Source organism: Pseudomonas sp. Pseu.R1 (assembly GCF_045764065.1).
Classification (GTDB): Bacteria; Pseudomonadota; Gammaproteobacteria; order Pseudomonadales; family Pseudomonadaceae; genus Aquipseudomonas.
Genome location: NZ_JBJGEE020000001.1, coordinates 1,525,597 through 1,539,904 on the forward strand (window position 1 = coordinate 1,525,597; position 14,308 = coordinate 1,539,904).

At 56.1% G+C, this 14,308-nt stretch carries 12 protein-coding genes and 1 pseudogene; 8 read left to right on the forward strand and 5 right to left on the reverse strand.

What is annotated here, in order from left to right:
* Positions 1-2 precede the first annotated feature (2 nt).
* Positions 3-887: a LysR family transcriptional regulator gene (locus ACI5GA_RS07165; protein ID WP_421422373.1), complete on the forward strand. Its 885-nt coding sequence runs from the start codon at positions 3-5 to the stop codon at positions 885-887.
* Positions 888-1,194: 307 nt separating this feature from the next.
* Positions 1,195-1,467 (forward strand): annotated as a pseudogene (locus tag ACI5GA_RS07170) (SOS response-associated peptidase family protein); the annotation flags it as partial.
* 62 nt (positions 1,468-1,529) lie between these two features.
* Here ACI5GA_RS07170 and ACI5GA_RS07175 read toward each other — a convergent pair.
* Complete coding sequence (locus tag ACI5GA_RS07175; RefSeq protein WP_421422374.1) at positions 1,530-2,273, reverse strand: SDR family NAD(P)-dependent oxidoreductase; 744 nt, start codon at positions 2,271-2,273, stop codon at positions 1,530-1,532.
* A 432-nt stretch (positions 2,274-2,705) separates the two neighbouring features.
* Between ACI5GA_RS07175 and ACI5GA_RS07180 the strand changes: the two genes are divergently transcribed.
* A complete protein-coding gene (locus tag ACI5GA_RS07180; RefSeq protein WP_421422375.1) occupies positions 2,706-3,185 on the forward strand; it encodes a carboxymuconolactone decarboxylase family protein in 480 nt (159 codons plus the stop codon).
* Here the strand turns inward: ACI5GA_RS07180 and ACI5GA_RS07185 are convergent.
* The gene (locus ACI5GA_RS07185) at positions 3,178-4,614 is read right to left on the reverse strand and encodes a PLP-dependent aminotransferase family protein (protein WP_421422376.1); all 1,437 of its coding nucleotides are present in this window, start codon (positions 4,612-4,614) and stop codon (positions 3,178-3,180) included. The genes ACI5GA_RS07180 and ACI5GA_RS07185 overlap by 8 nt on opposite strands.
* Before the next feature lie 89 nt (positions 4,615-4,703).
* Here ACI5GA_RS07185 and ACI5GA_RS07190 point away from each other — a divergent pair, with 89 nt between their 5' ends.
* From ACI5GA_RS07190 to ACI5GA_RS07210, 5 genes are all read left to right on the forward strand, one after another.
* The gene (locus tag ACI5GA_RS07190; protein WP_296179943.1) at positions 4,704-5,186 is read left to right on the forward strand and encodes a GNAT family N-acetyltransferase; all 483 of its coding nucleotides are present in this window, start codon (positions 4,704-4,706) and stop codon (positions 5,184-5,186) included.
* A 28-nt stretch (positions 5,187-5,214) separates the two neighbouring features.
* Positions 5,215-5,889, forward strand: a complete 675-nt coding sequence (locus ACI5GA_RS07195) for an FMN-dependent NADH-azoreductase (RefSeq protein ID WP_421422377.1) — start codon at positions 5,215-5,217, stop codon at positions 5,887-5,889.
* Between the two features lie 153 nt (positions 5,890-6,042).
* A complete protein-coding gene (locus ACI5GA_RS07200) occupies positions 6,043-6,492 on the forward strand; it encodes a carboxymuconolactone decarboxylase family protein (protein WP_421422378.1) in 450 nt (149 codons plus the stop codon).
* A 972-nt stretch (positions 6,493-7,464) separates the two neighbouring features.
* Entirely contained in the window at positions 7,465-7,674 is a 210-nt protein-coding gene (locus tag ACI5GA_RS07205; RefSeq protein WP_421422379.1) for a hypothetical protein, read from the forward strand.
* Between the two features lie 513 nt (positions 7,675-8,187).
* A complete protein-coding gene (locus ACI5GA_RS07210) occupies positions 8,188-8,631 on the forward strand; it encodes a hypothetical protein (protein ID WP_421422380.1) in 444 nt (147 codons plus the stop codon).
* Positions 8,632-8,800: 169 nt separating this feature from the next.
* Here the strand turns inward: ACI5GA_RS07210 and ACI5GA_RS07215 are convergent, their stop codons facing one another.
* The 3 genes from ACI5GA_RS07215 to ACI5GA_RS07225 form a co-directional block, all read right to left on the reverse strand.
* Entirely contained in the window at positions 8,801-9,127 is a 327-nt protein-coding gene (locus tag ACI5GA_RS07215; protein WP_421422381.1) for a DUF1652 domain-containing protein, read from the reverse strand.
* A gap of 176 nt (positions 9,128-9,303) precedes the next feature.
* The gene (locus ACI5GA_RS07220) at positions 9,304-11,904 is read right to left on the reverse strand and encodes an ATP-binding protein (protein WP_421422382.1); all 2,601 of its coding nucleotides are present in this window, start codon (positions 11,902-11,904) and stop codon (positions 9,304-9,306) included.
* Positions 11,905-12,474: 570 nt separating this feature from the next.
* Positions 12,475-14,133 (reverse strand): FMN-binding glutamate synthase family protein, encoded by a 1,659-nt coding sequence (locus ACI5GA_RS07225; protein WP_421422383.1) that lies wholly within the window; start codon positions 14,131-14,133, stop codon positions 12,475-12,477.
* Positions 14,134-14,308: the final 175 nt, after the last annotated feature.

Below are 14,308 nucleotides of genomic sequence, written 5' to 3' on the forward strand. Positions count from 1 at the left end.
CAATGACTGATCAAAAACGAACAGCTCTCGATTGGCAAGATGTCAGCGTCTTCCTGGCCCTCGCTCGGCATGGCAGCCTTTCCGCAGCTGCGCGGATGCTTTCTGTCAGCCACGCAACGGTCGCCCGGCGCATCCACTCTCTTGAGGACAGCCTTGGAGAAAAACTCGTCGAGCGACGCCCAGACGGGTATGTCCTGACGATGGCAGGCACGCACGCGTTGCAGGCGGCCAGCGAAATGGAAGACGCAGCCCAGGCGCTCACCAATGGTAAGCACGATGGAACGCCCTCGGGCCTCATCCGGATCAGCTCATCCCCCGGCCTATCCAACGGCTTTCTGATCACCCGCCTTCCAGCATTAGCCGCCCGTTACCCCAGATTGAACATCGACCTTGCACCTGCGCTTCGATCGGTGAGCTTGGAACGGCACGAGGCCGACATCGCGATTCGCGTGGATGTCCCCAGAGACGGCGACATCATTGCGCGGCCATTGACCACCATTGGCTATGGTTTCTACGGCACTGAAGAAGCCTGTCGCACGGCTGAGGCAGGGAGCGATCTCGTGCTCATCGGTTTCAACGAGGCCGATGCCTACCTGACGCAAGCGGCATGGATGACGAAGCACTTCCCACGCGCGCGCATGGCATTTCGTGCCAAGGATCAGTTTTTGCAATCCTTGGCTGCACGCTCCGGCATCGGACTGGCTTTGATTCCGCACTACATTGGCAGGAGTGATCCGGCACTGCAGATCTGCGATCTCGGCGCGCTTCCTTCTAGTAGAGATGTCTACCTGCTTAGCCGGAGTCGCGATCGAAAAAATGCGTCTATCCGAGTAGTCGCAGACTCAGTGGCTGATATGTTCGAACAGGAACGTGATTTGTTCGTGTGAATCTCAGAAGAGGACAAAGCTATTGTGCGTTGTCAGGAGCTACGTATTGCCCGCTCCTGGCGCAAGGCTTGATAGCCTGCCAAGCCCTGTCTAGCAATGAACCTCTGAATACAGTGACGACGACAAGCGCAAGCGGAGCGCGCAGGCCTTGGCCGAAGGTGGGAGGATGGAAGCCCGGCAGGGCCGAGACAAAGCGGTAACGCGAAGGCTCGGTTCACGAAAGCCGTCCGCAAACGCGGCCCACCAAACAGTGGTCAATATCGGAAAGTGGATCCCTCCTCTCTAATTCGCATATCGGTGAGCTGACGAGCGCGATGGCTTCGTCATCATCACAGCAGCAAATGACCAAGGCATGGTCGATATCCATGACCGTAAGCCTCTGGTGCTTGCCCCTGAGCATGCGAGGGAGTGCGTAGACCCTGGGACTTCACCAGAGCGAGCGGCGGAGATTGCCGTCGAGCACTGCCGTCCCGTCGCAGATTTCCACTGGTACAAGGTGGGCAAGGATGTGGGAAATGTTCGAAATCAAGGGCCCGAGTTGATCACGTCAATCGACGTAACGTCTGAGCAGAACAAATGAGAGGCCGAGTGCACGATCCGCACGCGATACATGTCTCCACGACCTCTCTGCGTTTCTAGCGACTATCGCAAGGTATACCCACCATCTACCACAATATCCTGGCCGTAAATGCTACGTGCTCGCTCGGACAGCAGGAAAAGAACCACATCTGCCACCGCTTCCGGGTCGAGGAACTTGCCCTTGAGCAAGCGCTGATTGACGGTTTCGGCGACTGAGGACAACGTCGCATTATCCAGACCCAGTGATCGCCAGATCGGCGTAGCCGTTGGCCCTGGCGATACGACGTTCACCCTGATTCCTGCCTCGGCCAGTTCGACGGCCAAGGTTCGAGCATGCGCTGTCAGTGCTGCTTTCGACGCGATATAGCCGGCTAAACCAGGAAAGGCCAATGCGGAAAGGAAAGTCCCCACAAAGACGACTGACGCGGGTCTCGCCAATTGGCCTCGCAAAGCTGAAAGCGTGTTGAGCGCACCAGCGCCGTTGATGGCCCAGTTTCGCTCGAATCCTTTACTCTCCAGGCTGTCTTCAAGCACAGCGACGCCAGCATTCGGTACGAGAAAATCCACAGGCCCGATTCTGGAGGCGCAGTGTGCAAGCTGCTCAAGATCCGAACTTACCGTTACATCGCCCCTGACAATATGAAGGCGATCACCATGAACCTCTTTGAGTTCAGCCAGGCCGCCCCGGCTACGGGACATCGCCACTACTGTCGCTTCTTGGCTGAGCAACCGTTGAACGACTGCCAGACCGATGCCTGAACTCGCGCCAGTTACCACAGCCACACGATTGTTAAACTCACTCTTCATGCTTCAGCTCCTTGGGTATTAAACGATCTACCCATCACTGACACATTTCATGCCAACCTAAAACATCAATTAAATCAGATTATTGAAGATGCCAAGAGTCAATTTGACCATAAAAATTCTTGTCAAAATGACTGGAAAGAGTTTTTTTGACTCGCAGTAGTGGCGGTATTTGCGAGTGCCTCACGGGACATAAAATCGACCCGCACCGAATTCCCTCAAAGGGAATCCCAGTCCCCTCCTCGTGAACACGCCACAGTAGCTTCGGGTTGCGTTCTACAGGTTTACGGACAACCGGGTTGGCACATCGGCGAACGGCTAATCGCGACTCAGAACTACATGGCTTAGTTGAAAGGTCTTTTCTTGGCCCTGTGTGGCTAGACCACGCGTGACTACAGTGGCTCCAACATACCTAACCCACCGCGAGTGACCGCCATGAACAACCGTCTTGATTACTTCAAACTGTCCCCTCAGGCTTCCAATAAGCTGGTGGAGCTGACGATGCAGCTGAGCAAGAAGCCGCTGCTGGCTGACCTTGCCCACCTCATCATGCTGCGGGCATCTCAACTCAATGGCTGTGCATTCTGCGTGGATATGCACGTGAAGGAAGCCAAGATCCATGGCGAGCGCGAGTTGCGTCTCCACCACATTGCGGTCTGGCGTGAATCGCAGCTGTTCTCGCCAGTGGAGCGCGCGGCGCTCGCCTGGACAGAAGCCCTAACGCACCTGCCATCCCATGGTGTTCCTGAAAGCCTCTACGCGGATGTGCGTGAGCAGTTTTCAGAACAGGATTTGTCGGACTTGTCGTTCTTGATCGTCGCCATCAATGGTTGGAATCGCCTTAATGTGGCTTTTCAGGCAGTCCCTGGTTCGTCGGATGAGGTGTTCGGCCTGACCAAGGCCAACCTCAACTGAGCGCATGGTTTATCAACGCGCCAAGCTGCTCGCCTTGGGCAGCAGAGGCGCAGTTGGTGAAGCTCAGCAGCAGCCCGGATTGACGCCGCGACGACACGCTCCATCGCGACAAGGGTTGCACGGCCATGCCTTTGGCCAGAAGCTGTTCAGCCAGGGCGGTGTCGCTTACCCCCTCCGGCAAACGCAGTACCACGTGCATGCCACCTGGCGAGCGTTCCACCTGCATTCCTTTTGGCAAACTCCGCTCCAGGGCCTGAATAGTCCAATCACGTCGTTCGCTGTAGAGACGTCGCATGCGCTGAATGTGCCGAGTGAAATGCCCCTCGGCAATGAACTCTGCAACCAGCGCTTGAGTAATCGCTGGCGAGCATGCGGAGAATAACGCGCGACCTACCCGCTCAAACGCTGCCACTTTGCCCTGAGGCACGACCAAGTAGGCAAGGCGGATACCGGGAAAAAGCACCTTACTGAAAGTCCCGGCATACAGCACGCGCCCATTGCGATCAAGGCTCGCCAACGCCGGCAATGGGCGACTGACATAGCGATACTCGCCGTCGTAATCATCCTCGACAACCCAGGCACCATTCCGGGCGGCCCAATCCAGTAACAATTGTCGCCTTGGCAACGACAGCGCCATACACAGTGGACTTTGATGGCCCGGTGTAACCATGACGACCTGTGCAGGATGAGGCCGGGTGATGGCCTGCTCCACATCCATCCCTTCGGCATCAACTGGCACTGCCTCAATCTCCATGCCGAACTGGCGAAGCACCTGACGCGTAGTTGGATAGCCGGGATCTTCGACCCAGGCACGCTCCCCTGCGTGCAGCAAAGTATGTGCGACCAGCGAAAGACTACTACGCCAGCCGCTGGTGATGAACACCTGATGGGCGCCGCAATCGATGCCTCGTGACACTTGCAGATACGAGGCGATGGCACTGCGTAATGCGGGCAGGCCGTGTGGAGACGGATAGTCCAGATCCCCTGAACGCATGCCACGCAAATAGCGGGCACCTAAGCGCGCCCAGATCTTGCGTGGAAACTCATCCAGCGCAGGCACCCCCATCTGAAACGGCAACAGGTGCGGTGGACGCCAGAGTGCGTCAGGTGAGTTTTCAATCACTTCGCTGCTGACGGGTAAAGTGGTGCCGGACATCGGTGGCTTCTGCAATTCGGGATTGACCACGGTGCCTTTCTGCCCCAGAGCCAAGAGGTAGCCCTCGCTCGTGAGCAGCGAATAGGCAAGCTCGACGGTGCCACGAGCCACACCCAGTTCCTTGGCGAGGGCTCTGGCCGAGGGCAATCGGTCACCAGAGCAAAGCGTTTCAGCGGCGATGGCGGCGAGTACTCGGTCATATATCTGACGGTACAGAGGGGAACCCAGTTGCCCATCCAGGGCGGTGAAAGGGTGCGAATAGGAAGTCATCATGGCCTAGTTCATATCTCACTTCTTGGTTCAGTGAAGTGAGGCAATGGTAGTTCAAGATACGACTATCACAACACATCCAGGCCTCTCTCATGACGTTCAATCTTCAAGAATACGTGCCCAGCGTGCTCGACCTGGCCGACACCGCCCTGCGTCCTCTAGACAGCCGCCAAGACCTGAAAATCGCTTTCCCGGTGATGCAACAGTTGCGGCCCCACCTGATAAGCGAGGCCGATTTCTTGACTCGCCTTGAACGAATGCGAGCTGGCGGCTATCGCCTGGTTGGAGCCTTCGAGTCAGGGGCACTGGTGGCGCTTGCAGGGTACCGCCTTCAGGAGAATCTGATTTATGGCCCATTCCTGTATGTCGATGACCTCGTCACCGATGAAGCCCAGCGCGGGGGCCAATGGGGCTCCCGGTTATTGCGAGCCCTGGAACGACTGGCGCGTGCCAGCGGTTGCGCGCGCCTGGTGCTTGACACGGGTTTGGCCAACGCGCGCGCTCAACGCTTTTACTTCCGCGAAGGCCTTTATACCGGCGCGCTGCGTTTTCAAAAACAGTTCGATACCCCATGACCGCATCACCCATAAAGGAGGCAGGATCATGAACCCGTCTCAGCAGCCCCTCGCTCCTTTGCGCATCCTTCGCCTGATTGCCAGCCCAAACGGTGATGCCTCTGAAAGCTTAAAACTGTCTCAGCGGATTCTGCACGCGCTGACAGGACGCGCTGGCATACGCGGGATTGAGCTGACGGATATAGACCTAAACGAATTATCGCCAGTCGATGCGCCTTATGCCCATGCCTTGGCCCATCCGAGCGAAATAGCCACCGAGGATCAGAACGGTGCATTAGGTCGCTCCGACCAACTGATCAGCCAGTTGAATGCCTGCGATGTGCTGGTGATCGCTACTCCCATGCATAACTACAGCGTGCCCGCGCCCCTCAAGGCCTGGATTGACCACGTTGTGCGCGTCGGAAAAACTTTTCTGAGCACATCCAAAGGTAAGGTTGGAACGTTATCGGAGCGCCCCGTCTACGTTGCCGTAGCCACCGGTGGCTACATTAGCGGTGAGAGGGCACGGCAACCGGACTTTCTTCGCCCCTACCTTTGCGCAGTGCTGAAAACCATCGGTCTCAATCAAGTGCATTACTTCACCGTCGAAGGCACGGCAAAAGGGATGGACGCGCTAAAAGCGGCGCAGAAAGTTGGGTACGACGATGTGCACGCGTTCTTTCATGAGGAAATCGAAACCAGGACTCATGAAATAGTTGCCTGAAGCCAGCGTCCTAGGTGGCCAAAGTACAAGGGTCAGCAGCCATACCTGGAGCTGGGCCTAGCTTTTTGATTTCGGGAAAGCCGTTCGACCGGCTCGGCAGCGGCGTACCTCACTGTCCCACCCTCAATACCGCCCTACAGAAAGGAGTTAATCATGAATCGCCTCAATTGGTTTGAAGCTTCACCAGGTGCGGCTAAGTCGCTTGGAGGTTTGCATCACTTTGTGACCACTGCGACCAATCTGCCAGCCCAACTGATCCATCTGGTGTTTCTCAGGGTGTCGCAGATCAACGGCTGCGCGCACTGTATTGACCTGCATTCACGAGATCTGATCAAAGAAGGCATGTCGGTGGACAAGCTGGTGTTAGTTCCGGTATGGCATGAAGCACAGCACCTATTCTCGGATCAGGAGCGCTCGGCATTAGCTTGGGCAGAAGAGGTCACGCGCGTAAGCGAGACCCATGTGTCGGACGAAGCGTACGCAGCCGCCTCGGCAGTGTTTGCGGAAAAGGATCTGGTTGACCTGACAGTAGCGATTGCTGCGATGAACGCTTTCAACCGCATGGGCGTGAGTTTTCGTTTAAAGCCCGCTGCCAGAGCTTAATGGCGAAAATCCTATGAGTTCGAAAGTAGCACTTCAACATCCCTCTGCTGACCATGCGTCAAGGCTGGTGGAAGCGTAGGCTCAGTTTACGAGAGTCGTCCGCGAAAGGGGCCAACCAAACAGTAACCCGGCATTAGCGGGTTGGCCTCTCTTACGTTTGTCGCAAATTGGTGGAAGAGGCATTCCTGATAGTCGTCAAATGTTCGTTCGAGCATTAGCCTGGCAGAGGTACACCAACCATTGAGCACGCCGTGCGTAATGGCTTCTTCATCATCACGGCAGCAAGCGACCAGGGCATGTAAGCTTTGGTGATTGCACCCGAAAGTACGCGGCGATGGGTAGATTGTCAGACGTGACCCGAGCGAGCGACAAGATCGCCGTACAGCACTGCCGGCCCCACTGCGGAATTTCATTGATACGAGGAGGGCAAAGATGTGGGCAATGTGCGTAATCGGGGGGCCGCATTTAGTTGAGCCCATTGCCCCACCGCCAGACCACAAAGACTGAAACTGGAAATGGCGTTCAGGTAGAGGCCCGGCCAAGGCGCTCGCTATCTGTGTGCAGACTACACTCGGCTAGCTGAACGCACATCATGGCTTGGACTACCCGAATCGCTTCGAGCAAACGAATCAGCGTTACATCCTGGGAAGTGCTTAAACTCGGCTTCACTTTTGGCCAACGCAAACAATTTCATGCTCGATCAATTGCCACGTGGCAGTCCACGCGCTCACCGTTCCACTGGTCATCACCACAGCACTCCTTGCTGAATCTGAATGAACAGGCTAGCCCATCCAGACGCGTGTTCAAGCCCACCTCTATCCAAGAGCTGACATTCGGTAACAGAGGCTTGGCCAAAACCGCTTGTGGCGGCTCTTTGGGCTTCTGTATAAGACCGTTAGGTGTGCAGAGACATGCCCAACTGAAGCCATCTGGCCCAGTTCCATGCTTGCCGTCCTGGCAGGAGCGAAGTCGATGGATCGATCTGAAGTCACCCCCACCCTACTTAGTGCAATTCTCAGCAATCAGGCAGCGATCATTGGCGCTATAGGGGAGCTCGCGGCTTGGGCCGAAGCTCAAGGCTCGACGTTTGTGGCCAGTGCCGTCAAAGAACATTTAGACAAAGTCCAAAACAACCAAGATGTCATTGGAAGCTGCATCAGCTCGCTGATGCAACCCAGATGACGGGGGCTGTGCTCTGGCCTCGCCGTGCGCAAGCGGAGCGCGCAGGCCAGCAGGCCGAAGGTGGGAGGATGGAAGCCCGGCAGGGCCGAGACAAAGCGGTAACGCGTAGGCTCGGTTCACGACAGCCGTCCGCAAAAGCGGCCCACCAAACATGAGCATGTGACGAGTGGGTAGATTCTTGGACGTCACCTGCGCGTGCGGCATGGATCGCAATTGAGCGTTGCCACCCCGCCGAGGATTTTCACCGGGACAAAGTTGGCAAGGACGTCGACACTGTCCGTAATTGGGGGCTGCATCTGATAGAAACTTGGCAAGCTTCCAGCAGAACATCCTGGCTAACCTGTTTGTTGGTCAGGTGCTCCCCCACTGACCTGGCCGGAGTGACATGGCTCCACATCTCTATAACCACTTGGAGCAGTTTGTCCGAGCCAAAATGTTCGAGGGCCATCTCCCACAGCTGACCTTCATGCGCCATATTTAAACGGGCCCTAGTCATTACGGAGTTTCAACAGCATGAGGCTCTTTCTGGATTGCGAATTTACCCAGCTCTCATCTGCAGCGAAGCTGATATCGCTGGCACTGGTAGCGGAGAACGGTCGCGAATTCTACGTTGAATTGCTCGATGGTTGGCGAGAAGATGACTGCAGTGATTTCGTGAAAGAGATCGTACTGCCGCAGCTCTGGGGCGGTGAGTACGCCATGCCAATACTCGAGGCCAGGAAGGCACTCCTCCAGTTCTTGGCAACCTTCGATGAAGAGCTCGAGGTGGCCACAGACGCCCCTATCTACGACTGGGAGCTGTTTTGCGAGCTCGCTTACGACAACGGACGATGGCCCAGGAACGTCCGAAATTATCCGACCGATTCCACGACACTTTCGCCTGCGAATGATGGGGCGATGCTGCCTCACCATGCCCTGCTAGACGCCAGGATAATTGCTGGAATGTTCAGGCCATGATGTGCCGCAGAAGCAGGCCTATAACCAGAATGCATATTGCTGATCCATCGGCGTCGGCCCCCTGTCTTTACTGCTGCAAGGACTGGTGCAAGCCCGGACAGAAATTGGAAGTCCGCTTCCGGTCGATTACAGAATCTTGTTCAAACGGATACTGACGATGTAAACCGCTCTATCTCTGTCTTGTGCCGACCTTACGCTCATCAACAAGCTCCCTCAGGCGGATTTCCTCTCGTATCTGGCCAACAAGATTGGCTAGGGAACGGCTCGACGTTACCTCAACCCGAGATATCCCTGCGATTGTAAGCAGAGGCTCACTCGAACCATGATCAAAGATCTGGATGCTGATTGAGCCGTAAGGAATCAAGGTGCATACACATCTCTGCGGCAAAAATGCGGTTTCCAGTGAGTGTTTGAGTTCTAAGTCCGAGAGCACGGGCGTTCTCCCAATGTAGTCAGATCGATGAGATTGTAGGCCGAAAGCTCTCTGCAGTCCCACGTAACATCAGTCGCGAGAACAGCTAGGTGAAGATGGAGGGGCTGCCGCTTGAATTAGACATATCACTTGTTGGTCGGCTAGCGATATGGGTTCGATAATCGGGGCCCTCCACAGCACCATACGCCATGATGAGGCCTTTGACAGTAAAAAGCTGACGCTCGTAACTTCAGCTCCCACTAATTCTGGAGTTGAGACAAGCTTGATGCCAGTTCGTCTTTACGGAATGGCTTGGCAAGTCGCGGAAGGCTAGGATCGAGCCCCTCTCTTTCGGCATAACCCGAAACAAGCAGGATCGGCACTCCAGGCCTAATGTCTCGAATCAAACTGGCCAAAACGGTGCCGCTGATACCCGGCATGAGGTGATCGGTTACGAGCAGATCCAGTGGCTGCCCAGTTGAAACCAATTCCAGTGCCTCCTCGCCTGACGCGGCCTCAATCACGCGGTAACCAAGCTCGGCCAGCATGTACGAAGTGCTTGCACGCACCACCTCTTCGTCATCTACCAACAGTGCGATTCCGCGTGTCAATCGTGGCTCGGACGTTTCAATGATGCGCAACGGCGCCGTCGGCACCGTCATGCTGCGAGGAAGCCACAACTCCACGTTCGTTCCCAGGCCTGGCGAGCTGCGGATAGTCAGCGCACCGTTTAACTGTGATGCCAGTCCGTGCACCATTGAAAGCCCCAAGCCAGTCCCTTTGCCAACGCCTTTGGTTGAAAAGAATGGCTCAACCGCCCGGGCGAGTGTTGCTGCATCCATGCCGACGCCGGTATCCGCCACGGACAGACACAAGTACTCGCCTGTCGCCAGCCTAGAACGATGCCCCGACTCTACCCATTCGGTGCTGGCAGCGATGCGCATTGTCCCTCCCTCCACCATTGCATCGCGTGCGTTGACAGAGAGATTCAGAAGCGCCATTTCTAGCTGATTCAGATCTGCAATCGCCGCCGGAAGATTATCCGGTGAATCCACGACCACCTTGATTTGTGGGCCAGTGGTGCTGGCCACAAGATCGCCCATATCGCGAACTAATTGTGCCACGTCGACCGGTACCGGTTGCAATGGTTGGCGACGGGCGAATGCAAGCAACCTTTGCACTAGCGTCTTCGCGCGCTCGGCTGACTGCATTGCACCGGCGATGAGCCGTTTCTCCCGGTCTCCCCCGACTCCTCGTCGTTGGAGCAAGTCGAGCGTCCCAACAATAGGAGTAAGCAAGTTGTTGAAGTCATGGGCGACACCTCCAGTAAGCTGACCCATTGCCTCCATCTTCTGACTCTGCCGCAGCGCTCTTTGGACTTCTTCACGCTCGGCGATGGCTTGAGAGACCCGCCCTTCAAGGGTGGCATTGAGCTCGCGCAGTTCTTCCTCGGCAGCCTTGCGGTCGCTGATCTCGATAGCAGTGCCAGTCACCCGTAGACAGCGACCGGCAGCATCGAACACACCCCGACCTTTTGCCGCTACCCAGCGAACAATGCCGTCTTCCCGACCAATCGTACGGTAGTCAACTTCGTAAAGCGCTCGACGCTGAGGATCGACAGCTGCAGTAAAGGCCTCAATCGCCGCTTCATGATCCTCGGGGTGCAAGCCATCATAGAAGTCCTGAAGCGTGACGGGGACGTCAGCCGATATGCCGAACATCGCTTTGGTCTGCGAAGGCCAGACCAGTGTGTCCTGCACGAAATCCACGTCCCAGAACCCCACGTCGGCGTGGTCAACCGCGAGTCGCAGCCTAGCCTCACTGCGGCGAATCTCGGCATCCGTACGAGCACGATGCACGAGGAGCGCCACTGTCTGTGCGACGAAGTCGATGATCTCGGTATCGGCTGGCGATGGCTCACGCATCTCAGGGTGGTGCAGGACAAAAGCACCGAGTAGTGCGCCCTGCGCAGAGCGGATCGGGATTGACCAGCAGACTTGCAGACCTTGTTCCATGGCCAATGCGTGGAGCTTGACCCAGAGCGGCCCACTCGACATCTCGGGGAGATTAGTGCGTGGATCAAACAACGCGTCAGCGGCACAGGAGTCCGAACGTGTTTTGAGGGTAATATCTTTGACACTTTCGTTATAAGCGCCAGGAAGGCTAGGCCCTGACCAGTGTTCCAAATGCTGGCCGGCTTTATCCAGCAGCATGATGCTTCCCAAGAAGCGGGCTGAGGAAATCGCATCCATCTCTCGAACAATGGCATCCAGCGTGATGCTGAGGGCAGTTTCTTCGACAGCCAGTTCCAGAATTCGAGTTTGCGCAGCCCCGATGGCCATCGCGCGATTACGCGCCTGGGTAAGCCGTGCATTCTCGATGGCAATCGTTGCAAGGCGCGCCAGACTCTCAAGTCGCATGATGGTGTCGCCACCATGATCGCCAACCTCTGACCAGTATGCTCCGAGCGCCGCGACTGGAACAGGCTTGCCTATGGGCACCATGACTAAACTTCGGACGAACGTTGGCGCATAAGCATCTTGCGGGATCCGAGAATCAACCCGGACGTCACGAATAGCAACAGTCTCACGATGATGCATGACCCAACCCGAAATACAGTGGTCAGCCTGGAAGGTCTGACCTTGCCAAAGCGGGGAATCAGCATCTTCCGCAATGTAGGAACAACGTCCCTCGTCTTCAATAGCAACCGCGATGCCATCTGCACCAACCGCTGCACGCGCAGTGTCACGCAACACGGCTACGACTTCGTCTACTGATCGTGCCGTGCTCAGCCGCTCAGTTGCGTTGAGCAAGTGTGAGAGGCGGCCCTCATTGTTTTGATCCACTGGAACGGTTGACAAGCAGATCTCCCAACGTGTGCCACAGACGTATTTCTGTGGGTGAATTCAAGATGTAGTTGATGTAAGAGGTGCTGCAGAGCGAACCATATTTTGAGGCGCGGTCACTGGGAGTGTCTCAGAAATGCGACGGCTTGCCATGACTGTCTATCGGAACATCTCCACCAACCCATTGCCGGGTGCCTGTCCGTACAACTCCAAGAACACTTACCACTCCCGGTTGTATGCTGCGGGTAGGCTTAGCTCCATACCTTTGCGTACAGGATACCCACTCAGTGAAGTAGAAATGGTTTGAGAAATGGTACGACTACAGATCCGCCAATACAGGGATGTTGTCATGGGCAAGCGGAGCGCGCAGGTGGGAGGATGGAAGCCCGACAGGGCCGAGACGAAGCGGTCACGCGTAGGCTCGGTTAACGACAGCCGTCCGCGACAGCGGCCCACCAAACTATCGATGGTAGCAATGAATGATGCCCTGACTGCAGAGCTGAACGCGCTGAAGGCAGCTCAACTGAGAGCTCATTGAACAACTCAGTAACCTCCATCGCGTCTCACCCTATCGGCCCAAAACTTTTACGCAGTTGCTTGACCGATACGCGTAGGCTCCATCTCCGTCTCATCCGCCGGCATAGGATCGAAGCTGTCAGCGCGAGCAGCACGCCACATACGCTCATAAAACTCACCGGCTATCTTGCCACTAAGCAATTCTCCAGGTCTCAGGAACACGTGCATCTGCGAGAAGAGCTTCACCTCAGTGGCCGACATACGACGCACCAAGTGCCGTGCAGTCAGTTGGGATGGGTTAGTCAGGCCAGCTGCTGCCAGCATCTCGGCCAACGCCTTCAGCGTGCTGCGATGAAAGTTGTACACCCGAGTCGCCTTGTCCTCTACAACCAAAGCTCGTTGGCGCAAAGGATCCTGCGTGGCCACACCAGTTGGACACTTATTTGTATGACAGGATTGAGATTGAATACACCCGATAGCGAACATAAATCCTCGGGCCGCATTCCCCCAATCAGCACCGATCGCCAAAACACTCGCTATGTCGAAGGCACTGATGATCTTGCCACTGGCGCCCAGCTTGATCTTGTCTCGCAAGTTGATGCCAACCAGCGTGTTGTGGACGAACAGAAGCCCCTCACGCATCGGCACGCCAAGGTGATCTGTGAACTCCACCGGCGCCGCACCGGTACCACCCTCAGCACCGTCGATCACGATGAAGTCAGGCAGGATTCCGGTTTCAAGCATGGCCTTGGCGATACCCATGAACTCCCATGGATGGCCCAGGCATAGCTTGAAGCCCACCGGCTTGCCACCGGACAAATCACGCAGTTGGGCAATGAAATGCATCATCTCCAAAGGCGTAGAAAAGGCGCTGTGGCTGGAGGGCGAGATGCAATCCTGGCCCATCGGTACACCACGGGTACTGGCAATCTCCTGGGTAACCTTATGCTTGGGCAGGATGCCGCCATGACCTGGTTTGGCGCCTTGGCTGAGCTTGATCTCGATCATCTTCACCTGCGGATCGGTCGCCTGCTTGGCGAACTTCTCAGGATCGAATTTGCCATCGTCAGTACGGCATCCGAAATAGCCACTCCCCAGCTCCCAGACCAGATCACCACCATGTTCACGGTGGTAGGGACTAATGCTGCCCTCCCCCGTGTCATGGGAGAACTTGCCCAACTTCGCCCCCTTGTTCAGAGCGCGAATCGCATTAGCACTCAACGATCCGAAGCTCATGGCAGAGATGTTAAAAACCGATGCTGAATACGGTTGTTTGCAAAGCGGGCCACCGATCTCTACCCGAAAGCTTTCTGGATCTGACAGCGGAGCCGGACGCATCGAATGGCTGATGAACTCATATCCGGCCTGGTAGACATTCATCAACGTACCAAAAGGCTTATCGGAGGCTTCACTTTTGGCTCGGGAGTAGACGAGTGCTCGTTGGGAGCGAGAGAACGGTGTGGCCTCATCGTCGGCTTCCAGCAGGTACTGACGGATCTCTGGGCGGATTCCTTCGATCAGATAGCGGATGTTGCCAAGGATGGGGTAGTTGCGTCGCACAGCGTGACGCGACTGAAGCAGATCAAACACACCCAAGAGACTCAGGGCGCCGATGACCAAGGTGAATGGCCAGAGCCACTCATGCTGGTAGACGAAAGGCAGGGTTGCCAACGTGAACAGCACACAACACACGAAGAACGCATAGCGGCTCAGCAGGGAAAGACTCATCAGGGTTACCTTCTGGCATTGCACGGTCTGTCCAAAATACCAACAAATCGCTGCTGCTTTTCAATCCATAGATGAAAGTTGAAGACTTTGCGCCCAAACCTACAGGCTCAAATCGCGAGTTTTGCCGAGATTTAGCCCCAGAGCTGTTTAAATATTGCTGTGAGCTGGCGGCATA